The organism is Emticicia sp., from assembly GCF_043780375.1.
GTDB lineage: Bacteria > Bacteroidota > Bacteroidia > Cytophagales > Spirosomataceae > Emticicia.
Genome location: NZ_JAYWCU010000133.1, coordinates 14,777 through 38,916, shown reverse-complemented (window position 1 = coordinate 38,916; position 24,140 = coordinate 14,777). Strand labels below are relative to the sequence as shown.

Here is a 24,140-nt window from a genome sequence, read left to right as displayed (position 1 = left end):
AGTAGCCAATTCAATGCTTTTCGTTCGGAAAATTATCCTGCTTTGGCAGAAGTGGGTGTAACGATTGATTTTAATTTTCCATTTATTTTGCCTTTTCGTCCCGATTTACCTTTGATTTTACATGAAAAATTGGAAGAACAAGTCGTGATTTTGAAATTATTCCCCGGAATTAATCAAAAAATTATTCATAATATCTTGAATACCAATGGTTTACGTGGTGTGGTTTTGGAAACGTACGGTGCAGGAAATGCTCCGTCGGATGATTGGTTTTTGGAAGAATTACAGCAAGCAACTAAAAATGGAGTAGTGATTTTTAATGTTTCACAATGCGATGGGGGACGAGTTTTGCAAGGTCATTACCAAACAAGTGCAAAATTGAAAGAGATTGGTATTTCAAGTGGCTCGGACATTACGACAGAGGCAGCTATTACTAAAATGATGTTTTTATTAGGACAAGAAACCGAATCCGAAAGAGTAAAATATCGCCTTGAGAACAATATTTGCGGGGAGATGAATTGAGCGAATGATAGAAAAATGGTATTTTATCTGTTATCCAAAATGCGTATTTTAAAACAAGTTGATCGAATGTTTTTTGTTTTCTATACATTGAAAATTCATTTACGTAGTACCAAATTTTTAAATTGAAGAGGACTTTTTCCTTTGATTTGCTTAAAAACTTTGCTAAAATATGAAGCATTTGCAAAACCACAATCGAAGCAAATATCGGTGATACTTTTTTCGGTTATCAATAATTTACAGGCTTGGTTTATACGGTATTCATTCATAAAATCGGTAAATGTTTGATTGACAGTCTTCTTAAAATAATTACAAAAAGAGGGTATAGTCAAATTCGCAAGGTTGGCAACAGCTTTCATCTCAATCGGGTTTTGGTAGTTTTGCTCAACATATTCATATATTCGTTTTAAGCGAACTTGGTCTTTTTGATTAAAATCGTAGCGAGTATCAGCACTATTAAGCAATTCATATTCGTCTGATTTAGCTAACATCTGAAAAATCAAAATCAACTCCAAAAGTCTTTCAAAATGAGAAAGATGTAGCAGTTTCTTTAATTTGTTACAAATAATAGATTTTGTATGGCCATAAAAAACTATACCTTGTTGCGATCGTTCAAAAAGTTTTTTTATGGTTAACATTTCAGGTTTATCAAAAAAATTAGTCCCTAAAAAATCATCTTTAAATTGTACCACAATTTCTTCATGTTCACCTATACTATCATACCCAAATCCAGCATGAGGCAAATTTGAACCAATCAGAACCAAGTCGCCATCATCATAATAGCTCAAATGATTTCCAACGTGCCTTCTTCCTCTTCCATCAAAAACCAATACTAATTCAAATTCTGGGTGATAATGATAATTCCATGGAAAATCATTGGCGTTTACTTTTTGATTTAGTAGGCGAAATGAACTTCCTTTGTCGTTTTGTATTTGCTCGAACGATGTTTTCACTCAATTAAGATTAGAATAATTAAATTTTTCATAAAAATAGTAATATAGTGTTAAAGTTTCTTAATAAAAGTATTTTTTTTTTGATAAAATCCCTGCAATTTTGTTTACAGAATTTATAGAAGATGAATTTTGATTTAAGATTAAGAAAATAACCTATGATGAAGTTAAAAGGCGAGCATTTTGCTCGCTTTTTTTGCAACAAGTCTAATATAACTTGAGTTTATAACCCGTCCTAAATATACCTTATGGAAAACTGGAAAATCAAATTGTCGCTTTACCTCAATTATTTTGTGTTTGCAATGCTCTTAAACAGTGTTGGGATTCTCATTCAAAAATCAATTAATACTTATCATGTTGATGAACTTTCGGCAAGTTCTCTCGAAGCTTTCAAAGATTTATCAATTGCTTTTGTTTCATTTTTAATTGGCTCATTTTTACCAAGATTAGGCTATAAAAGAGGAATGTTAATTTCGTTGGCACTCGTTTTTACTGGTTGCCTACAAATGTATTTTGGTAATTCTTTTACTTCAGTTAGAATTTTATTTGCTTGTGTCGGTATTTCGTTTGCTGTAGTGAAAGTTTCGGTTTATTCATTAGTAGGACTTTTGGTCAATAACGATAAGGAACACAAAGGTTTTTTGAGTTCAATCGAAAGCTTTTTTATGATTGGAATAGCCGTTGCATTTGTTGGTTTTCCTCTTTTTTATAGTGAAACAGACCCTAATGCTTGGTTAAGAGTATATTTAGTTGTAGCTGCTTTGATTGCAATCTCTTTTGTTTTCTTGCTTTTTGCAGATTTTAAGAGCCTTAATTATCAAATTCCAGGAACGAATATTAGTGATGATTTTAAGCAAATGGTCGGTTTACTTAAACGCCCTTTGGTGTCTGTTTTTGCTATTGCGGCCTTTATGTATGTAATGACTGAGCAAGGAATTATGAGTTGGTTGCCAACTTTCAACGAAAAAGTGCTGCATTTGCCCGAGAAATTGAGTGTTTTTATGGCTGTAATTTTAATGCTTTCTATTGCAGGAGGACGATATTTGTCTTCAATTTTGATTAAAAAAGTTTATTGGCTTGTACTATTAGTAGCTTGCTTGATTGGGGCTGGCTTAATGGTGATTATCGTTTTGCCACAAACCAATAATTTGGCTATCAAAGAAATTAATTCATTAACTGATGTGCCTATAATTGCTTATGTTTTTCCTTTGATTGGTTTTTTTTTAGCACCAATATATCCATTAGTAAATTCAATTGTTTTGAGTTCTACCGAAAAAGTTTTGCATAGCCCAATGGCATCTTTATTAGTGTTTTTCTCGGCAATTGGCGGTACTTTAGGTTCAAGATTGGTTGGTTATTTATTCAAAAACGTTGGTGGCGAAAAAGCATTTTATTTTGCCTTGATACCGATGGCTATTTTGGCAATTTGTTTGTTTATTTTAAATAATATTCAGAAAAAATCAACTACTTCAATTGAGTTTAATACATCTGAAGGACATTGAAATTTGCTATTTTTTACTGGCGATTTATGAATAGCAACTCGCACTTTATAAATTATTCAACGTGAGTTCGGAATCAATAATTATGAAAACACCTTATAATTTAAATATTACATTGAAAAAGACTTTGTGGAAGTTAAATATAGACAGTGTTTTTTTTAATTGTTATTGCAACGATGGCTCGTTCCAAAATCGAAAATCGTATTCTTTTTTAAATATCTTATTATAATGAAATATATTCACGAGTTGGGGCTTTTGTTTGAGGCTGTACAGATGCAAAATGTTTTTCCTGACAATAAAACCTTCCCAGATTGTACGCCAAAATATGCATTGGAATTTATTAATGAAAAATTTTTAAATGATAAAGATTTACCAAGTTTTAACCTTAAAAGCTTCGTAAATGCAAATTTTGAATTGCCCGAAAATTATGCTACTTCTTATAAAACTGATAAGAATATAAGTATTAAAGAGCATATTGAAAAACTTTGGACCGTGTTAACTCGTCAACCAAAACAAGAAAATTCATCTTTAATTGCTTTGCCTTTTCCTTATGTGGTTCCTGGCGGACGTTTTCGAGAAGTTTATTATTGGGATAGTTTTTTTACCATGCTTGGGCTGCAAGTTTCTGGAAGAATAGATTTGATACAAAATATGGTTGATAATTTTTCTTATTTATTAGACAAAATTGGACATATTCCCAACGGAAATCGTACCTATTATATTGGGCGTTCGCAACCACCTTTTTATTCGTTGATGGTCAGGCTTCTCAGCGTTGAAAAGGGTGAAAAAGTGCTGCTTGATTATCTCTCCTATTTAGAGAAAGAGTATCGCTTTTGGATGTTGGGAAAAGAGAAATTAACAAATGAAAATAATGCCGTTGCTCGTGTAGTAATGATGCCTGATGGTTCAGTTTTAAATCGTTTTTGGGACGAGAACGATACACCACGACCAGAATCTTATAAAGAAGACGTGGAGCTTTCGTATAAATCTACACAAAAACCAGCAGAATTATTTAGGCATTTGCGAGCTGCTGCCGAGTCGGGTTGGGATTTTAGTAGCCGCTGGTTTCGAGAAGATAATTCATTCGAAGGTATTCATACCACCGATATTATTCCAATTGATTTGAATTGCTTGCTATTTCATTTAGAAAAAACTTTGTCGGAGGCTTTTTCACTTAAAATGGATGCAGAAAATGCTGTAAAATATTCGATTTTGGCTCAAAATCGTAAAGAAGCTATTCAGAAATATTGTTGGGATGAAACCCAAGGCTTTTATTTTGACTATGATTTTGTTGTAAATTTAACAAAAAAACGTTTTACTTTGGCTGCCACATATCCACTTTTCTTTGGTATTTCAACTAAAAACCAAGCTGAAAAGTTAGCTCAAATATTAGCTGATAAATTCTTGAAAAAAGGAGGTTTACTAACAACACTTACAAATACAGGTCAACAATGGGATGCTCCCAATGGTTGGGCTCCATTACAGTGGATTGCATTTAAAGGTTTGTTAAATTATGATATAACAAAGCTTGCCCAAAATATAAAAACAAATTGGGGTAATCTCAATTTGGAAGTTTATGAAAAAACCGGCAAAATGACTGAAAAATATAATGTTGATAAAATGAGCGAGGCAAGTGGCGGAGAATACCCAAATCAAGATGGTTTTGGCTGGACAAATGGCGTATTTTTAAAAATGTTTAAATTGAAAAAATAATGAAAAGTAGTGATAATCAATACTTTGCTTTAAAATTTAGCTGTTAAACAAACGTTCTTGTTCACCAATAATTTTCTCTAAATTCCTTGGGCGATAAAAAATTGCCGTGAATATGCTTGGTTTGAGCAATGCTTCCGATATGTTCGACATCAGCGGCACCAAGTGGATGGTAATCTGTGCTTTGTTTATTGCTTGAAAAGTATCTGGATTTTGTGGCTTTAGCCCTTGTTCAACACTCCATAATTATTGGACTTACGGTTTTGGGGTGTTAATGATGATTATTCTATAATGCAAAACGACTACAAAATTGGCTTTTCGAAATGTCTTTACCACAATGATCGTGCTTGTATTAAAATGTTAAAAAGCATAGATAAAATATTGTAATTTTGTAAAATACATCACCTAATTCTTATTATGAAACGTTTAATGTTAGTCCTGTTTTTTCTAATATTGGGCTTTGCAAGTTTTGCCCAATTAAAACTCGCTCGGTTATTTTCCGACCATGTAATACTTCAACGTCAGAAAATTATACCTGTTTGGGGTTGGGCTTTACCCAGCGAAAAAGTTAGTGTTTCATTGTCTAATCAAACTCAAAGTGTTGAAGCTGATGCGTCAGGAAAATGGATGGTAAATTTTTCTGCGATGGAAGCGGGTGGGCCCTATAAAATGAATGTTTCGGCAAATTCGGGCAAATTGGAATTAAATGACATTTTGATTGGTGAAGTTTGGCTTTTATCAGGACAATCAAATATGGAATTTAAAGTTTCGCAAGCCAATAATTTCAAAGAAGAAAAGAAAAACGCTAATTCTCCTCAAATAAGGCATTTTTTTGTCCAGCAGGAAGTAACGTTGCTACCACAAGCTGACTTAAAATCGGGCAATTGGCAAATTAGCTCCGCCGAAACGGTGGGTAATTTTTCGGCGATTGGTTTCTTTTTTGCAAGAGAGTTGTATCAAAAACTTAATATTCCAATAGGCTTAGTTCATTCTTCTTGGGGTGGTTCACAAATAGAAGGATGGATTAGCAAAGAGGCTATGCTGACAAATGAAGAATTTAAGTCGTACGCTGAAAAAATACCTAACAATTGGAAAGATGCAGATGCTTTTCACGACCAAAATGTTCGTAAAAAACTTTTTGGAAGCGATTTTCAACCAAGCCAAATCGACGAAATGAAATATATTGAAGCAAATTATGATTTTTCTAAATGGCTTAATGCTAGCAGTCCGCTTGGGCAATGGGACTGGAAAGGTATTTGGGCATTTCGTGGAAAAGGTTTTATGGCTCGTGCTGTTGAAGTTTCAGAAGAATTGAGTAAGCAAGAAACAACTTTAGGTTTAGGAATTCAAGATAGTTTTAACGAAATTTATATCAATGGAAATTTGGTTTCAGCAGGAGTTTTCAAAGGAATTCGTAAAATAACTATTCCTGCAAATACCTGGAAATTAGGCAAAAACCAATTGGTAGTAAAATTTGGCAATATGGTTGAAACTCCTTGGTATGGATTAGGAATTAACGGTTCGTCTGATGATTTATTTATAAGTGCTGGCAATGAAAAAATAAGCCTTGCCAATGAATGGAAATTGATGCCAGCTTTTGCCGAAAAACACGAATATGCACATTCGAGCAATAACATCGGGACAACAATATATAATGGCATGATTGCCCCACTTGTACCATTTAGCATTCGTGGAGCTTTGTGGTATCAGGGCGAAACGAATGCTGGGCGAGCCTTTCAATACCGTCAAAGTTTTCCTTTAATGATAAACGATTGGCGAAAGCATTGGAATGAAGATTTCTCATTCTATTTTGTGCAGTTATCCAGCTTTGGTGGCTATCAAAATAGCAATCATGGTAGTAATTGGGCAGAATTGCGTGAGGCTCAAAACATGACCTTGAGTTTGCCAAAAACAGGTATGGCTGTTACAATAGATGTTGGAAATCCGAAGGACATTCATCCAACTAATAAGCAAGATGTTGCTAAGCGTTTAGCTGCAATTGCTCTCAAAAATGATTATGGTCGAGACGTTGTTCCTAGTGGACCCACGTATGAATCTGCTAAATTTGAGAAGGATAAAGTAATAGTTTCATTCAAGTTTATAGGTCGAGGGCTTTCTACAAAAGATAAATTTGGTTATTTGAAAGGTTTTGAAATAGCTGGTGAAGATAGGGTGTTTTACTATGCAAAATCTGAAATTGTTGGCGACAAAGTAATAGTTTTTCATCCTAAAGGACAAAAAGCTATTTCTGTGAGATATGCGTGGGCAGATGCACCTGAGGATGCAAATTTGTACAATTCCGAAGGCTTTCCTGCCAGTCCATTTCGTACAGACGATTGGAAAGGTATAACCATTGGACAGAAATTTGATTAGAGAAATACTAAGAAAAAGAAGGGTTGATTACAACATCAACCCTTCTTTGATGACAATTCATTAAGTTCAGAAGACTTTAAGGTATCACTATAACTTGGATAAATATAATCTTCAGGACTATAGTTTTCATTGGATACCACCAAAACAATGGCGTTTTCTGAAAAATTTTCGAGAGTATGCCAATCTTGTGGTTCTAAGACTAATACTTTGTTTGGTTCATCCAAACTAAATACAAATTTTTTGTTTGGTGTTTCCACATAAATATCGCAAGTACCTTGTACGCACATTAGTGCTTGCCATGCTTTAATATGCCTATGCCCACCACGGGTTTCTCCATCAGCATTTGTGATATAAAAGATACGTTTGAGCGAGCCGGGCAAGATATTTTCAAAAACAGTCAAATCTCCTCTGCTACTTGAGTGTACTGGTAAAGTAAAGATTTTGGGCATATAAATTCTAAAAGGTATATGAAAAGAATACATCTTTCATATCAGAGTGGTTATAGTTATGATTCAATCGGTATTATATGACTGTAAACATAATAAAAAAAAATAATTTGTATGTCTTTTTTGCGTTTTTTTATACATATTATCATATAAATTTACTACTTTTTCGTTTTCCAACGAAACAAAATCATAAAAGTATTGTTTTTTAACTTTATTTCATTGGAATTTTACTACCTCCGAAAAGGCTTTTTTAGGTTTTAAATTTTGGTCGAAAAGTAGAGGATAGTCTTTTCGATTCGGCACTGGGAAATTATCGAGCCAAGTCGATTTATCTGATAAATTCCAGAAAGTAATGCTTGTGATTTTATCTTTATGTTTACGAAAAACTTCAAAAAGCATTTTATAATGCTCGATTTGCTTTTGCTCCACTTCATTGCCAAAAATACTGACATCATCACTTGGTCGGTGATCTCTTCTAGCGTGTTCTTTTGCATGAACCGAAACGTCTAATTCTGTAATTTGGATTTGTAAACCTAACGAAGCAAATTTTGTGATAGACTCATCTAAATCGGCAGCAGAAGGCTCATAAATTGACCAATGCCCTTGCAAACCAACGCCATGAATCGGCACTCCTTTTTCTTTCAAATTTTTTAAAAGTTGATAGATTTTTTCTCTTTTAACTTTATTTTCTGTGTTATAATCATTGTAAAAAAGTAAGGCTTTGGGGTCAGCTTCGTGAGCATATTCGAATGCTTTGGCAATGTATTCTTCGCCAATTATGTCATAAAACTTAGATTTTCGGTAAATATCTGTACCGCCATCGGGCACGGCTTCGTTCACCACATCCCAAACATAAATTTCGTCTTTATAACGACCTACAACCTCAGTAATATGCTGTTTCAAACGAGCCAGAAGCTCATCTTTTGTCACATCTCGACCATCTTTTGTGAAAAACCAATTTGGAGTTTGATTATGCCAACACAAGTTATGTCCTCTTATTTTTAGACCATTTTTTTGTGCAAAATCAACAATTTTATCAGCAGGAGCAAAGTTATAACGACTTTCTTCGGGGTGAATTGGCCCCATTTTCATTGCATTCTCAGCGGTAATGCTATTGAATTGCTGCAAAATTAAGTTTGATTCATCACCAACATCCATCATGCGAGGAGTAACCGCTACACCCACTGGAAAATAGTTTTTATAATAATCTTTTAAGCCTTTTGTTTGGTCTTCTTTTTGAGCAAAAAGACAAAGACTATAAAACAAGGAGAAAAACATAGGTACTTTTTTCATTTTGTAAATATTGATAAATAGTTTTAAATGTAAAATTTCTAACTGTAAATTGAAGAATTATTAATAAGCAGTTATGGTCTGAATCGTTCCGTCAGGATTGTATTTCAACTCTATAACTTTGACGTTTCTTAAATGAGTTTTACCCGAAATTTGTGTATCATGATAATATAGAAACCATTTTCCTTTAAATTCAACGATTGAATGATGGTTTGTCCAACCTTGAACTGGATTTAGTACAATACCTTTGTAAGTGAATGGTCCATAGGGATTGTCTCCAATTGCATAACAAATATTATGAGTGTCGCCTGTTGAGTAGGAAAAATAGTATTTTCCTTTGTATTTGTGTACCCAAGCGGCCTCAAAAAAACGTTTGTCGTTATTATCTTCCATAAAAAGATTTCCTTTTTCGTCTAATATTTTCACTTCTTTCACCTCTTCAGCTAAGCTTTTCATGTCGGCTGAAAGTTTTGCGATGCGTGGTAAACGAGCCAATTCACCTTTTTTTGGATTATCGGTTTTGCCCTGATAAACATTGTTTTTCCAACGCTGTAATTGTCCGCCCCATATTCCACCAAAATACATATAATAACTCCCATTGATATCTTTAAAAACGCATGGGTCAATGCTGTAACTCCCTTTGATTGGCTCCTTTTCAGCTTTAAATGGGCCAACAGGACTTTTACTTGTTGCCACACCCATTCTAAAAATATCTTCTTTGTCTTTTACAGGAAAATATAAATAATAAGTGTCGTTTTTTAATGCTACATCTGGAGCCCACATTTGTCGTCCTGCCCATTTTACATCTTTAATATCAAGAGCAACACCATTATCTTTCACCTTCGATTGGGGCGTGTCCATTGATAAAACACGATAATCTTTCATATCGAAATGGCCTCCTTCATCATCTTCTTTAGTGCCTGATTCGATGTCATGTGATGGATAAATATAAATTTTGCCATTAAAAACATGGGCCGATGGGTCGGCAGTAAAAATATGGGAAACTAAAGGCTGCGAAAGTGGTTTTTTAACCTGTCCGAAAGAGACAATTGCAGTACAAATAAGGGTTAACGTAATTGTATTTCTGATTAATTTCATTTTATTACTTTGTATATAGTTTTTTAAATATTAAAATCCAATAGAATTTCCGCCATCAATTGGAAGCGAAACACCAGTTATATATCGTGCGGCATCTGACGCTAAAAATACTGCTGCCCAGCCTATGTCACTTGGTTTTCCAAATTTTCCCATCGGTGTTCTATTCAACGCACGATTCATGCGGTCGGGGTCGCTGCTCATTGCGGTTTTCATCATGTTGGTTTCGATAAAACCAGGAGCAATGGCATTTACACGAACATTGTGGGGTGAAAACTCAGAAGCTAACACCTTAACCATCCCTTCAACACCAGATTTTGATGCTGCATAAGCCACAACTCTATCAATGCCATAATACGCTGCCATTGACGAAATCATAATGATAGAACCACTTTTTCGTGCAATCATTCGTGAAGCACAAGTACGAGTGAGAGCAAAAACAGCATTAAGATTTGTATGAATTATTCGGCTAAAATCATCGTCTGTTACTTCAAGGGCATTTTTTTTGAGATTTACACCTGCATTATTAACTAAGATATCAATGTAGCCAAGCGTTAATTCGATATTATTAACCAAACCTTCAAGCGAGGGTAAATCGGTTACATCATTTACAAAATAATGTGCATTCTCACCAAGTTTGGCAATTGTTTCTTGTAAAGGTATTTCTCTTCGACCTGTGATAATTACTCTTGCACCAGCATGAATAAAACATTTGGCAATTTCATAACCAATTCCACTACCACCGCCCGTAATTAGACATAGCTTCCCTTTTAAAGAAAACGCAGTTTGGTGTGAAATGTGATTTTGTTCCTCCATAGGAACTTCAGTTTTTGATAGGTTAGGCATCTTAAATGAATGGTTTCTGCTATTTTTTTGCTAATTCTAAACTTCTGTTTGATGGAGCATGGAAACTCGGAATTGGTATTTTAGCATCTATGCAAATAATGTTTTACTTAAAATATCTTTCTGCAAAAGTTAGAAATATTGGCCAATTTGGGGCAGGCGTATGACCAGCACTGTGTTGTCTAAAAGAAATTTCACCATCCATTAAGCCTGTTTCAACTTTTGGTAATTCGGATGTTCCCATTCCTTTTTTAGCCAATAATTGATAAACTGGCTCGGCTGCAACTGCCGCCATAAACATACCACGAACGTCAACCCAAGCATCACCTTTTTCGCCTGCACTAATAAAAACTGGTCGAGGTGCAACTAATGCTATCAATTCATGAGAATCTACTGGCAAATCACCCCAATTTAATGGGCCAGCATATTTAATAAAATTCCCTGCCATCCAATGATATTCGCCCGAACCTGCTACATTTTCAACAATTTCGCCTGCATTTCGGCGATGTAGCTTAGCTCCACCTTCACCTGATGAACTTATAAATCCTGTAGCAAAACGAGCATCATAAGCTAATGTTACAAGTGCGGCTTTTCCGTAGCGAGAATGTCCTTCAATGGCTACTTTTTTTGCATCAACAGCCTTGTCGGTCTCAAAATAATCTAAGGCACGACTTGCTCCCCAAGCCCAAGCACGCAATGAACCCCAATCATCTGGCTTGCGAAATTGACCCTTATTTACAAGCCCAATAATGCCTTGCGTTAATCCAGCACCATTATCTGCTTGAATACTATTTGGCACAATGATGGCATATCCCCAACCTTTTTGTAAAGCCTGTTGTTGCCAAGTTGGTTCAACAGGGGCGGGTGGGGCAGGAGTATTTGGATTGCGAGGAAATCCACCAACAGGACGAATAAAGCCAAACTCCAAAATAACTGGAACAGAATTTTTAGCATTGGCGGGCGTAGTCAATGTCAGTTGAATATCAACTTTTATGGCAGGAAATGATGAATTATTGACATGACCTACTAAGTTTTTGGTTATTACTGCAATATTATTGTTGGTGTCTTTGGTCATGCTTTTAACCTCCCAAGTTACTTTTGGGGTATTTTTAGGCATTCTACCATAAATTTCACGATCAAAGTCTTCAACAATTTCGGGGCGACGTTTTGACCACCAGACTTTGCTTGAGGCAACTTTTTTGCCATTTTTTAGAGTTAAAGCATCGGGCAAATTCGGAAATGGGTTGGCTATTGATTCATCATAATTTGCTGCATTTGGAGCTTTTGGGTCGTTGCCATTAGCACCTTGTCGCAAAGATGTAATTCCTAATTGAGCCAACATGTTTTTGTGGTCAATGTCGGTGATTTTTCTGATACTATCTTGAACTGCTTTGCTCGGAAATTGAGCAAAAGAAAAGTTTTCTTGTAAAATTATTAACAAAAACACACTTAATAGTTTTTTCATTTTTATGAGGGTTGAATGTTTACTTTTATTTATTTTTAGGTTCTAATAAATCCCATTGATTGCCGTATAAATCTTCAAAAACAGCGACTGTGCCATAAATTTCTTCTATTGGTTCACGAACAAAGTTTATTCCTTCGGCTACCATATTAATATAATCTCGCCAAAAATTATCAGTATATAAAAATAGAAAAACTCGCCCGCCAGTTTGATTGCCAATCCTATTTTTTTGTTCATCATCAGCCGCTTTTGCCAATAAAATTGATGTTTCAGTAGAGCCTTTTGGAGCAACTAAAACCCAACGTTTTGTGTCGCTTAAAACAGTATCTTCGATTAAATCAAAATTGAGTTTTTTTGTGTAAAATGCTATTGCTGCGTCATAATCTTTTACCACTAAGGCAAAATAGGCAATTTTTTGTTTCATTTTATTGTAAATTTCTTTCAATAGCCATTTCTAAACCTCTTAATTCTGCTAAACCTTTCAATCGTCCGATGGCGGAATAACCTGGATAGGTTTTTTTATTCAAATCATCCAACATTTGGTGTCCATGGTCTGGTCGCATCGGAATTGCGATTTCTATTTGACCTGCTACTTTCCTACGATTTTGCTCTTTAATTAGGGCTTTTATAACCTCATACATATCAACATCGCCCGCCAAATGGGCAGCTTCGTGAAAATTCATAGGATTTTCTTCTCTCTTGGTTGTTCTTAAATGAATAAAATGAATGCGTTCTCCAAATCGTTCAATCATTTTGGGTAAATCATTGTCTTTACGAACGCCCAAAGAACCCGTACAAAAAGTAATGCCATTGGCAATAGTGTCACAGGCATTCATCAATTTTGCTAAATCATCTTCGGAACTGACAACCCTTGGCAAACCCAATAACGATTTTGGCGGGTCGTCGGGGTGAATACATAGATTTATACCTATTTCTTGAGCAAAAGGAGCAACATGTTGAATAAAATAGTACAAATTTGCTCTTAATTCCGCATCACCGATTTTAGAATAATTATCCAGTAATCCTTGAAAAGTATTCAAATCGAAAGCTTCTTCAGAGCCGGGCAAACCTAAAAGTGCTGTGTTTTTTAGGCTCTGGATTTCGTCCGAACTCATTGAATCAAATTTCGTTTTGGCAGATTCTATCACCTCAATTTCATAAGCCTTTTCTGCATTTGGGCGTTTGAGAATATACAAATCAAAAATCGCAAAATCTTCCCAAACAAATCGTAATGCTTTTGAACCATCGGGCATTTCGTAATTAATATTTGTTCTCGACCAGTCCAAAACTGGCATAAAATTATAACACACTGTTTTGATGCCGCATTTTACTAAATTTTGCAATGAAATCTTATAATTTTCAATAAAATATTCACGAGAAGGTAAGCCTTTTTTGATGTCTTCATGTACTGGCAAACTTTCAACGACAGACCAATGCAAAGGTGTATATTGTGCATTATCTTGTTCAATAATATTTATTCTTTCTTGAATTGCCTCCACCGACCAAACCTCACCAACTGGAATTTGATGCAAAGCTGTTACAATTCCTGCACAACCTGCTTGCCGAATATCCATTAAAGAAACTGGGTCGTTTGGACCAAACCAACGCATTGTGTGAAGCATATTTTATTTTGGTTAAGATTTTATATAGAAATATGCGTGTTACGGTCAAAAATTTTAGGTTTTGAAAGTGCTTTCAAATTAACCGTGGCACTCCTAAACAATTCCAATATTCTTTATTTTCCCTTCAAACTCTGCAAAACTGCCGAATAGGAGGGTTTTTTGTTATAATCTTTGTCAAAAAGTAGAGGTGCATCTACTTTTTTGAGAGAAGTATTTATCCAACTATCAGCATCAGATACCCCCCAAATAGTTATGCCATGTTGCTGTGCCGCAGGAATGTTTTTTTGATAAGAATCAACCACATATTTATACATGATAGCTTGGTATTTATCAATTGTTGCACTTGTAACAAAACCGCTAACATCACTCTGATTTACTCTAATATCTAATTCAGAAATCCTAATTTTCAAGCCAGTTGCAGCTAATTTTTTCATCATATTGTCAATTCCAGCATTCGATGTGCCAATAGAAATGTGCATTTGAGTGCCAATTCCGTCTATTTTTGCTCCTTTTGCTTTCAAATAATTGACATATTTGATTGTAGAATCAAGTTTCGCTTCATTCGATTCTAAATTATAATCATTGATGAATAAAAGTGCGGCAGGGTCGGTAGCAGCAGCATATTGAAATGCTTTTAGTCCCCAATCTCTGCCCAAATAATCTCCCCAAAAGAAATAATCTGTGGTAGTTCCAACAGCGGCACTATTTCTACTTAGTCTTAGTCCCGAAGTGCCATCAGCCATTGCTTCGTTTATTACGTCCCAAGCCTTTACTTTTCCTTTATAATGAGTTACTGTTTTTGTAATAAAATCCTTTAAAGCATTATCAACGGCATTGACCAACGCTGCACCAGTTGGAGCAACGCCACCTGCGGCATCTACCACAGTAACATTGTCAATTAAATAGGTATTTGCTGTACTTCCAACATCGAATAAAACCCTTGTAAGGTCGGCAGTTGCAGGAAAAGTCCAAGAAATTACACTCCAGTCGGTAGTTATAGCATAATTATTTGAATATTGTGCCGTACCACCTTGCGTCGAAACTCGCATAAGTCCATTTGGAGAAAGTGCTTTTATTGAAAAAGAAATTTTAAAACTTTTTCCAGAAACAGTTTTAAATTCATCACTTGCCAATTGAACAGACCAAGGGTCGCCAGCGGTATTTACGATAGCTTTCAAAGCCCTTGTACCTTCTGTTTTTTCAGTTGCAATTGTAGTTTGAACAATCGAATTTGCACCGTTATATTTCGACCAATTAGTAAAATCATTTCCTGAACCTAATTCAAAACCTCCATTTACAAGTAAATTTACAGGATTTGTACCTGCACCTCCACCAATAACACTTTTCAAATATGTTGCATTTTGGTTTTGATGCCAGCCTAAAGTATGTCCAAAAACTTCCAATCCTGCACTTGTTGCTGCATTAAAAAGTGCGTCAGCACTTGTAAAATCAACGTTTCCATCATTTTTTACTAACGAACCATGTTTCATATTATAGCCAAAAGTTACACTATTTCCTTCTGCTGCAATAAGTGCTTTGTATTTTGCATCATTTATGTAAGGGGCATAATCAATGGCAAAACCTATGGGAAATTTAGCGGATGATTTTAATGGACCAGCAACATCTGTAAAGGTATATTCTGGAATTGGAATTGGAGTTGGTGATGGTTCGTTTACTTCTTTTTTGCAAGAAAAAAGGCTTGTTGCAAATATGATTATTGATAATGTGGTGTGTTTGTAAAGTTTCATAAAAATAGATTGGGTAAAAAAACAAAATTTGACAACTCTTAAAGAATTACCAAATCTAATAAAATCAAAATTAATATCTCTGATTTTGCGAAAATTTCTCACCAGATGTTACCGCATCAATTTGACGTTGCGGAATTGGTCTTAATGTATGAAATTCTTGAATCTTTGCTGCCGCTTCTGGGTTGTATTTTTTTACACGACTAATCAAAGATTTTGTGCGAACCAAATCCTATCATCTCAGACCCTCACCATAAAACGTATGTGTAAGCTCATCTAAAATAAAATCAAGTGTGAGGCAATCTTCTTTGAAAATGAATGTAAATCCATAGCATAATACTTTTTTAGCATTTATACATTACATTCTGACATTTTTTCGATTTCTCAATTTTTTAGATTAAATTGTGGTTTTATTTTATAGCAAAGAGAATATTCTTTTGTTCAATCAAAATTTTAAGCAAAACTAAATGACTTATTTAGCAAATCCTGCTCGTTACGACAGCATGGAGTACCGCCGTTGTGGCAAAAGTGGATTAAAATTACCTGCCATTTCTTTAGGTTTATGGCATAATTTCGGTGGTGTTGATGTTTTCGAAAACTACCGAGATATTCTTCATACAGCCTTTGATAAAGGTATTACTCACTTCGATTTAGCCAATAATTATGGTCCACCTGCTGGCTCGGCTGAGGAAAATTTTGGCGTAATCTTCAAAAAAGATTTTGTACAATACCGTGATGAACTTATTATTTCGTCGAAAGCGGGCTATTTGATGTGGCCTGGCCCTTATGGCGAGTGGGGTTCAAGAAAATATTTGATTGCAAGTTGCGACCAAAGCCTCAAACGTATGGGTTTAGATTATGTGGATATTTTTTATTCACACCGACCAGACCCAAACACCCCCTTGGAAGAAACAATGGGAGCTTTAGATAGCCTTGTGCGTCAAGGCAAGGCACTTTATGTTGGTATTTCCAGCTATTCGGCTGAGGATACATTGAAAGCAACTAAGATATTGAAAGAATTAGGTACGCCTTGTATAATTCACCAACCAAAATATTCGATGTTTGAGCGTTGGGTTGAAGAAGAAACCCCTGCTGGAAGTCTGATGGAAATTTTGGGAAATGAAGGTATTGGCTGTATTCCTTTTTCACCTTTGGCACAAGGGCTTTTGACGAATAAATATCTAAGAGGTATTCCAGAAGGCTCTCGTGCGGCACTCGCACACGGGTTTTTGCAAGAAAGTGCGATTACTCCAGAAGTTATTTCCAAAATACAAAGTTTGAATGACCTTGCAGTTGAGCGTGGACAAACTTTGGCACAAATGGCATTGGCTTGGTTGCTAAAAGACGAGCGAGTAACATCGGTTTTGATTGGAGCAAGTCGAGTTTCGCAATTACTTGATTCATTAGAATGTTTGAATAACAAAAATTTCTCGCAAGAAGAATTGGTTAAAATTGAAGGAATATTGAAGTAAACGGAAAATATGAATTACAGAAAATTAGGAAAAACAAACTTTGAAATCTCCGAAATAAGTCTTGGCACTTGGCAAGTAGGAGGCAAATGGGGCGATGATTTTAGTCATGCAACAGCCCATAAGATATTAAATACTGCCGTAGATTCGGGCATAAACTTTATTGATACAGCCGATGTTTATGGCGGTGGAGAAAGTGAAAAAGCGGTTGGGAAATTTGTGAAAAGTCGTTCGGAGCGAATTTTTGTGGCTACCAAATGCGGTCGCCAGCTCAATCCTCATACAAATGAGGCCTATAAACCTGCTGTTTTACGCAAATTTGTGGAAGATAGCCTTAAAAATATGGGACTGGAAACCCTTGATTTGATTCAGTTGCACTGCCCGCCCACGGAAGTTTATTATCGTCCAGAAATTTTTGAATTATTTGATAGACTAAAAGACGAAGGCAAGATTTTAAATTTGGGAATCAGTGTTGAAAAAGTTGAGGAAGCTCTTAAAGGAATCGAATTTGAGAATGTGACGAGCGTACAAATTATTTTCAATATGTTTCGTCAACGCCCTGCTGAACTGTTTTTCGAGCAAGCACAAAAGAAAAATGTCGGAATTATTGTGCGTGTACCATTGGCGAGTGGTTTGCTAACCGGTAAGTTTTCAAAACAAACAACTTTTACCGAGGGCGACCATCGAAATTTCAATCGTAATGGTGAAATATTTGACAAAGGTGAAACTTTTTCAGGAATTGATTACGAAACTGGACTTGCTGCCGTGGAAGAATTGAAAGCTATATTTCCTCAAAACGATAATTTAGCATCTATTGCGTTACGTTGGGTTTTGCAACATGACGCAGTAAGTACAATTATTCCTGGGGCATCTCGTGCCGAGCAAGTTACGGCAAATTTAGATTCGCTCAATTTGTCAAATTTGAGTGAAAATCAATTAGCTAAAATCAATTCGATTTATACTCAACATATCAAAAAATCAGTACACCAATTGTGGTAGTTTTTAACCAAGTTTATAAAAATGAAAAATTTTTCCACCCAATTCACTTGAAATTGATAGAAGATTATTCTCATTTATGGGAAAAAGTAATTGTTTATGATGCCGTAGACCCAGTAAGAAAATAAAAATTCAATGAAATTATTCAACCCAATACCCTATACAATTATCTTTTTGATGATAAATGTTTCTTTGGCTAATGCCCAAAATTCGAACATACGTCTCAACCAAATTGGCTTTTATCCTAATGCTCAAAAATTCGCAGTTTGGGTAGGAGATAAGCAGGACTCTTTCTTTATTCTGACAGAAAACAAAAAAGATACAGTTTTTAGTGGAAAATTTTCTTTGCAAAGAATCAACAATATTTCTCAAAAAACGACTCAAATTGCTGACTTTTCAAATTATAAAAAAACTGGAAAATATATCGTTGCCATTCCTGCGATAGGAGTTTCATACCCTTTTGAAATTAGCCCAAATGTGCATCGTGAGGTCGCAAAAGGAGCATTAAAAGGCTTTTATTATCAAAGAGTTTCGATTGATTTGCCCGAAAAATATGCTGAAAAATGGCATCGAGAGATGGGTCACCCAGATGATAAAATATTGATTCATGCTTCGGCGGCATCAATACAACGGCCCGAAGGAACGCTTATTGCTTCTCCAAGAGGTTGGTATGATGCAGGTGATTACAATAAGTATATTGTAAATTCGGGTATTACTACAGCTACTTTGCTTTCACTATACGAAGATTATCCTGATTTTTTTAAGGCTTTTGAGGTTAATATTCCAGAAAGTGGCAATAAAATCCCTGATTTATTGGATGAAGTCTTATGGAATTTGCGTTGGATGCTCACCATGCAAGACCCAAATGATGGCGGAGTTTATCATAAATTAACTAATCCTTCTTTTGATAAAATGGTGATGCCCAAAAATGCTACAAAACCTCGGTATGTTATTCAAAAAAATACGATTGCGACCTTAGATTTTGCGGCAGTAATGGCTCAAGCAAGTCGGATATTTAAAACCTACAAAAAAGAACTTCCAAGTTTGGCAGATTCTTGCCTAAATGCCTCAAAAAGAGCTTGGAATTGGGCAAAAGAAAATCCTACAATTGTCTATCGTCAGAATGAAATGAATAAGGCTTTTGACCCTGACATAGTTACTGGCGGCTATGAAGACCGTAGTGATAGTGACGAATGGATTTGGGCTGCAACCGAACTTTATGTTACTACAAAAGGTGATAATTATTACAAGGCTGTTAATCTTTATCCCGAAACTGCCATGTCTTTACCTTCTTGGAATCAAGTACAAATGTTGGCTTATTATTCGCTCATTAGAAATGAGAAAAACTTGACAGACTTAGGAAAAAAAGATTTATCAAACCTTAAAAAGAAACTTATAGCTTTTGGTGATCAATTATTGTTAGGTGTTGATAGTCAAGCATTTAATACTGTGATGGGAAAGTCAGGAAAAGATTATATGTGGGGAAGTAGTTCACACGCTGCCAATCAAGGAATTGCATTATTACAAGTTTATCGAATCAATTTAGATGAAAAATACCTTGCCGCTGCATTGGGCAATTTAGATTATTTATTAGGTAGAAATGCCACAGGATATTCATTTTTGACAGGCTTTGGTAGTAAACAAGTCATGTTTCCGCATCACCGTCCGTCAGAAGCTGATGGAATTGTAGAGCCAGTTCCTGGTTTACTTTCGGGTGGGCCAAATCCGGGACAACAAGATAAATGTGAAGGTTATCCAACAAAAATAGCTGACGAATCGTTTTTGGATGCTACTTGTTCCTATTCAACCAACGAAATTGCCATCAATTGGAATGCTCCAATGGTATATTTGGCGGCGGCATTGGAGGCTTTACAAAAGAAATTTTAGAGTGTTTTAATTTATTCAAACCCAAATCTTATGAAAATTTTTAAAGTAATATTTGTAACTATTTTTTTTGTACAAAGTATAGTTTTTGCTCAAAGCAAACTCATCGAATCAAAAATTTATAAATGGGAAGATTTGGCAGTAATTAAAAGACCACAAGGCGAGGCACGCCAAATTTTGGAGGGAACAACACCTCAATTCAAACTACTTAAGGTTCATGCTACTACACTTTTACCAAAAAGTAGGATGAGAAAAGAAGCTTATATCCAAGAAAATGAAGAATTAATCATTGTAAAAGAGGGTGAATTAAAAGTTACAATTGACGGAGAAACAAAAATACTGAAAGCTGGAGGGCTTGCTTTAATTATGTCGGGAGCTATGCGAGAATCAGAAAATATAACTGATGCTAATACTACTTACTATGTTTTCCAGTTTAATTCTACCGAACCTGTTGACATTGGAAGAGGTAAAAAAGCAGGAGGTTCACTGCTGCTCAATTGGGATGAAGTTGCGTTTAAAGCACATGATAAAGGTGGTAGAAAAGATTTTTTTAATCGCCCAACAAGCATGAGCAAGCGTTTTGAAATGCACACAACAACGCTCAAAGAAGGCTTGATGAGCCACCCGGTACATACGCATAAAGCTGGTGAAATTATTTTCCTAATTAATAGTCAAGGCGAAGAAAAAAACAGTCAAGCTCAAGAAACCATTAATGATGTTTGGCTTGATGCAAAAGTAGGTGATATTATCTTTTTGAATTCAAATGTTCCTCACGGAATCCGAAATTCTGGCAAAGGAACTATCACTTATTTTGCTTTCCAGTTTGAGTAAATATTTAAGACATTTGTCGCTAAAAACGCTTTACTTGTCGAATACAACTTGTTAGTTATCAGTTGATTAAGTAAATTCATATTTCAGTTCTACAATTCAATCTTAACACTAAAATGGAAAGAAGACAAGCACTCAAAAATGTGCTATTTTCTGCGGCGGGCTTAGTTACTCTACCTGCGTGGGGAAATAGTTGGAATATCAATTCGCTTCAAATTTCCGACTCAGTATTCAATGCAAATCAAGTTCAAATTCTTGAAATTTTAGTTGATGCTCTCATTCCAAGCTCTTCAACTCCAGGGGCTAAAGATTTAGAAATCTCGGCTTTTATCAATAAAATGATTACTGATTGTTATGAAATACCTGTTCAAGAAAATTTTAAAAATGGCTTAGAAAGTGCAGAAAAATTGGCAAATACCACGTTCACTAAAAACCTTTCTGCTTGCGATAAAATTCAGCGAAACGAACTGTTAATCAAACTTTCGACTTCAAGTGACATGCAACTAAATGAGTTTTTTACACTTTTGAAGCAATTAACAGTGTTGGCTTACACAACTTCCGAATACGTCTTAACAAAACATTATAACTACGTAATGGCTCCCGGTCATTATTATGGTTGTGTAAATGTGTAGTTTAGATTCTATGACAAATCGTATTTTCCTTTTGAAATAAATTCAACCTTACAATATAATGAGTTTTCTAAATATAGATTCGATAAAAGACCGAACTTTTGATGCCATTGTCATTGGTTCAGGAATTAGTGGCGGTTGGTCTGCCAAAGAATTGTGTGAGAAAGGACTAAAAACCCTTGTTTTGGAGCGTGGTAGAGATGTCAAGCACATCGAAGACTATCCAACAGCAACCAAAAATCCGTGGGAATTTGAGCATCGTGGACAAGTTCCATTAGATGTAAGAAATCAGTATCCAAAAGGCAGAGGAAGCTTTATGAGAGAAGAAACTATTCATTGGGCTTTGAAACCCAACGAACAACCTTTTGTAGAAGAAAAGCCTTTTCAATGGACTCGTGGCTACCATGTTGGTGGAAAATCACTTTTATGGGCAAGACAAACCCAACGTTGGTCAGATTTAGATTTTGAAGGACCTCAGCGTGATGGTTTTGCTGTAGATTGGCCTATCCGTTATGCCGATTTAGCTCCTTGGTATAGCCATGTTGAGAAATTTGCAGGGATTTCGGGTAATAAAGATGGGTTACCTCAATTGCCCGATGGTGAGTTTTTGCCACCATTCGAAATGAGTTGTGTAGAAGATTATTTTAAAGGTGTTTTGAGTAAAAATTATAATGATAGACCACTTGTTCACGGTCGATGTGCACACATAACCGAAGCAAAGCAAATTCATAATGACCAAGGGCGTGCCACTTGTCAAAATCGAAATTTATGTAACCGTGGTTGTCCCTATGGGGGATATTTTAGTAGCAATGCCTCAACTTTACCATGGGCAATGAAAACGGGTAAAATGTCGCTTCGTCCACATTCGGTAGTTCATTCGCTCATTTATGATGAAAAGAAAGGAAGAGCAACTGGGGTCAGAATTGTTGATGGAAATACCAAAGAAATGATTGAATATTACGCAAAAATCATTTTTGTTAATGCTTCCGCCTTGAATTCTAACCTGATTTTGTTAAATTCTACTTCAAATCGTTTTCCTAATGGGATTGGAAATGATAGTGGAACTTTAGGTAAATATTTTGCTTGCCATAATTATCGGGGAAAACTTAGTGCCGATGTCGAAGGTTTTTTAGATAAAAAAACCGATGGTAAAAATCCAAGCAATAGCTATTTGCCACGTTTTCAGAATTTGTATAAACAAGAAAAAGATTTCCTTAGAGGCTATGCCGTTGGTGTTGGCTGTGGGCGAGGTTTATCTCAAAATCGTAACGGTGTTGGTGAAGAATTAAAAGAAAATTTGCTTAATCCAAAATTAGGAAATTGGAATATTAGCACTTGGATGATGGGCGAAACCGTTCCAATTGAAAATAATCATGTAAGACTTGACACAAATCTAAAAGACCAATACGGAATTCCGCAATTGGTTACTTCTGTTGCTTGGACTGAAAATGACGATAAAATGGTTCTGGATTATATTAAAGAGATGACCGAAATGTTTACTTTGGCAGGTTTTAAAAATATTAGAGGTGGAGATTCTCATTCAAACCCTGGGGCAGATATTCACGAAATGGGAGGTGTAAGAATGGGTAAAGATCCCAAAACTTCTGTGCTTAATGAATGGAATCAATTGCACGAATGTAAAAATGTGTTTGTTACCGACGGAGCTTGTATGACTTCAACCGGCACACAAAATCCGTCATTAACTTACATGGCACTAACTGCCAGAGCCGCCGATTTTGCCGTAAAAGAATTAAAAAAACGTAAACTATAATACAACAGATTTTTAACCAATTTCAACCTCAAATCAATATAAAAATGAAAAAACTAACATTTGGTTTTTTAAGTGTAATTGTGTCTATCATTGGCTTTCAGCAAGATGTTTTTGCTCAAACAGTCAGCAATGTATCGAAAGGCAAGAAAATATATAATTATCCTTTTGGTGTGCAAGGCTATACTTTTCGCAAGCAATTTCCAAAGGATTTAGAAGGAACGCTTGATATTATTCAAAAAATGGGCTTTACCGAACTTGAGGGTGGCGGTGCAAAAGGTGTTACTCCTGAAGAATACAAAAAACTTTGTGATGCCAGAGGTATCAGTATTCCATCAACAGGGTCCGATTTTGGACAGTTAGAAAAAGACCCACTCAGTATAGTGAGTAGGGCAAAGGCTTTAGGGGCTAAATTTGTGATGTGTGCTTGGATTCCTCACAAAGGAGATAATTTTACGATTGAAGATGCAAAAAAAGCAGTTGAGGTTTTCAATAAAGCAGGTAAAGTTTTAAAAGAAAATGGTTTGACGTTTTGCTATCATGCACACGGCTTTGAATTTAGACCTTACGGAAAAGGAACATTATTAGATTATATCTTTGAAAATACAAATCCTGCTGATGTTTCTTTCGAAATGGACGTTTTGTGGGTAACACACGGTGGCGGAGACCCAGTAAAATTACTGAAAAAATATGGTAGCCGTTGGAAACTAATGCACGTAAAAGATTTAAAAAAAGGGGTTGTAGGGAATTTCTCAGGCAATACACCTGCTGAAAATGACGTAGTGCTTGGAACTGGACAAGCCGATTGGAAAAAAATATTTAAATTGGCCAAAAAAGCAGGAATTGAACATTATTTCATTGAAGACGAAAGCGAACACGAACTCGAAAATGTTCCTTTAAGTATTGAATATTTGAAGAATTTGAAATAGGAAATTAAGAAAGCCAGACGAAAGTTTGGCTTTTTTTGTATCAAATTGAACACTGTTCTAATATCAAATTGTTTGATTGTTAATTA

At 35.4% G+C, this 24,140-nt stretch carries 21 protein-coding genes; 11 read left to right on the top strand and 10 right to left on the bottom strand.

Features of this window, described 5'->3' with window-relative positions; all coding sequences use genetic code 11:
- A partial coding sequence (locus ACH2CJ_RS10785; protein ID WP_394992810.1) for an asparaginase occupies positions 1-519 on the top strand: 519 nt, incomplete at its 5' end.
- A 95-nt stretch (positions 520-614) separates the two neighbouring features.
- On the opposite strand, the gene ACH2CJ_RS10780 is transcribed toward ACH2CJ_RS10785, so the two are convergent.
- A complete protein-coding gene (locus ACH2CJ_RS10780; protein WP_394992809.1) occupies positions 615-1,469 on the bottom strand; it encodes an AraC family transcriptional regulator in 855 nt (284 codons plus the stop codon).
- Between the two features lie 245 nt (positions 1,470-1,714).
- Here ACH2CJ_RS10780 and ACH2CJ_RS10775 point away from each other — a divergent pair, with 245 nt between their 5' ends.
- The 3 genes from ACH2CJ_RS10775 (at position 1,715) to ACH2CJ_RS10765 (ending at position 7,048) form a co-directional block, all read left to right on the top strand.
- Positions 1,715-2,968, top strand: coding sequence for an MFS transporter (locus ACH2CJ_RS10775; protein WP_394992808.1), 1,254 nt, complete (start codon positions 1,715-1,717; stop codon positions 2,966-2,968).
- A 225-nt stretch (positions 2,969-3,193) separates the two neighbouring features.
- On the top strand, positions 3,194-4,678 hold the full coding sequence (gene treF / locus ACH2CJ_RS10770; protein ID WP_394992807.1) for an alpha,alpha-trehalase TreF: 1,485 nt from the start codon (positions 3,194-3,196) through the stop codon (positions 4,676-4,678).
- A 414-nt stretch (positions 4,679-5,092) separates the two neighbouring features.
- The gene (locus ACH2CJ_RS10765; protein ID WP_394992806.1) at positions 5,093-7,048 is read left to right on the top strand and encodes a sialate O-acetylesterase; all 1,956 of its coding nucleotides are present in this window, start codon (positions 5,093-5,095) and stop codon (positions 7,046-7,048) included.
- Positions 7,049-7,083: 35 nt separating this feature from the next.
- Here the strand turns inward: ACH2CJ_RS10765 and ACH2CJ_RS10760 are convergent, their stop codons facing one another.
- From ACH2CJ_RS10760 to ACH2CJ_RS10720, 9 genes are all read right to left on the bottom strand, one after another.
- Positions 7,084-7,497 (bottom strand): sugar 3,4-ketoisomerase, encoded by a 414-nt coding sequence (locus ACH2CJ_RS10760; protein ID WP_394992805.1) that lies wholly within the window; start codon positions 7,495-7,497, stop codon positions 7,084-7,086.
- A gap of 213 nt (positions 7,498-7,710) precedes the next feature.
- Positions 7,711-8,787, bottom strand: coding sequence for an endo-1,4-beta-xylanase (locus ACH2CJ_RS10755; RefSeq protein WP_394992803.1), 1,077 nt, complete (start codon positions 8,785-8,787; stop codon positions 7,711-7,713).
- 60 nt (positions 8,788-8,847) lie between these two features.
- Positions 8,848-9,882: a glycoside hydrolase family 43 protein gene (locus tag ACH2CJ_RS10750; RefSeq protein WP_394992801.1), complete on the bottom strand. Its 1,035-nt coding sequence runs from the start codon at positions 9,880-9,882 to the stop codon at positions 8,848-8,850.
- Between the two features lie 30 nt (positions 9,883-9,912).
- Positions 9,913-10,695 (bottom strand): SDR family NAD(P)-dependent oxidoreductase, encoded by a 783-nt coding sequence (locus ACH2CJ_RS10745; protein ID WP_394992811.1) that lies wholly within the window; start codon positions 10,693-10,695, stop codon positions 9,913-9,915.
- A gap of 133 nt (positions 10,696-10,828) precedes the next feature.
- A complete protein-coding gene (locus ACH2CJ_RS10740) occupies positions 10,829-12,187 on the bottom strand; it encodes an acetylxylan esterase (protein ID WP_394992799.1) in 1,359 nt (452 codons plus the stop codon).
- Between the two features lie 25 nt (positions 12,188-12,212).
- Complete coding sequence (locus ACH2CJ_RS10735; RefSeq protein WP_394992797.1) at positions 12,213-12,608, bottom strand: VOC family protein; 396 nt, start codon at positions 12,606-12,608, stop codon at positions 12,213-12,215.
- Position 12,609: 1 nt separating this feature from the next.
- The gene (gene uxuA / locus ACH2CJ_RS10730) at positions 12,610-13,806 is read right to left on the bottom strand and encodes a mannonate dehydratase (RefSeq protein WP_394992795.1); all 1,197 of its coding nucleotides are present in this window, start codon (positions 13,804-13,806) and stop codon (positions 12,610-12,612) included.
- 113 nt (positions 13,807-13,919) lie between these two features.
- Complete coding sequence (locus ACH2CJ_RS10725; protein WP_394992793.1) at positions 13,920-15,554, bottom strand: endo-1,4-beta-xylanase; 1,635 nt, start codon at positions 15,552-15,554, stop codon at positions 13,920-13,922.
- Between the two features lie 70 nt (positions 15,555-15,624).
- The gene (locus ACH2CJ_RS10720) at positions 15,625-15,780 is read right to left on the bottom strand and encodes a hypothetical protein (RefSeq protein ID WP_394992791.1); all 156 of its coding nucleotides are present in this window, start codon (positions 15,778-15,780) and stop codon (positions 15,625-15,627) included.
- Between the two features lie 238 nt (positions 15,781-16,018).
- Between ACH2CJ_RS10720 and mgrA the strand changes: the two genes are divergently transcribed.
- From mgrA to ACH2CJ_RS10685, 7 genes are all read left to right on the top strand, one after another.
- Positions 16,019-17,023 carry an L-glyceraldehyde 3-phosphate reductase gene (gene mgrA, locus ACH2CJ_RS10715; RefSeq protein WP_394992789.1) on the top strand — a complete coding sequence of 335 codons (1,005 nt, stop codon included), beginning with the start codon at positions 16,019-16,021 and terminating at the stop codon, positions 17,021-17,023.
- Between the two features lie 9 nt (positions 17,024-17,032).
- Positions 17,033-18,019, top strand: a complete 987-nt coding sequence (locus ACH2CJ_RS10710) for an aldo/keto reductase (RefSeq protein ID WP_394992787.1) — start codon at positions 17,033-17,035, stop codon at positions 18,017-18,019.
- 132 nt (positions 18,020-18,151) lie between these two features.
- Positions 18,152-19,903 (top strand): glycoside hydrolase family 9 protein, encoded by a 1,752-nt coding sequence (locus ACH2CJ_RS10705; RefSeq protein ID WP_394992785.1) that lies wholly within the window; start codon positions 18,152-18,154, stop codon positions 19,901-19,903.
- A 30-nt stretch (positions 19,904-19,933) separates the two neighbouring features.
- The gene (locus ACH2CJ_RS10700) at positions 19,934-20,731 is read left to right on the top strand and encodes a cupin domain-containing protein (protein WP_394992784.1); all 798 of its coding nucleotides are present in this window, start codon (positions 19,934-19,936) and stop codon (positions 20,729-20,731) included.
- A gap of 113 nt (positions 20,732-20,844) precedes the next feature.
- On the top strand, positions 20,845-21,360 hold the full coding sequence (locus ACH2CJ_RS10695) for a gluconate 2-dehydrogenase subunit 3 family protein (RefSeq protein WP_394992782.1): 516 nt from the start codon (positions 20,845-20,847) through the stop codon (positions 21,358-21,360).
- Between the two features lie 58 nt (positions 21,361-21,418).
- Positions 21,419-23,128 carry a GMC oxidoreductase gene (locus ACH2CJ_RS10690; protein ID WP_394992781.1) on the top strand — a complete coding sequence of 570 codons (1,710 nt, stop codon included), beginning with the start codon at positions 21,419-21,421 and terminating at the stop codon, positions 23,126-23,128.
- 44 nt (positions 23,129-23,172) lie between these two features.
- Positions 23,173-24,054 carry a sugar phosphate isomerase/epimerase family protein gene (locus ACH2CJ_RS10685; RefSeq protein ID WP_394992779.1) on the top strand — a complete coding sequence of 294 codons (882 nt, stop codon included), beginning with the start codon at positions 23,173-23,175 and terminating at the stop codon, positions 24,052-24,054.
- Positions 24,055-24,140 lie beyond the last annotated feature (86 nt).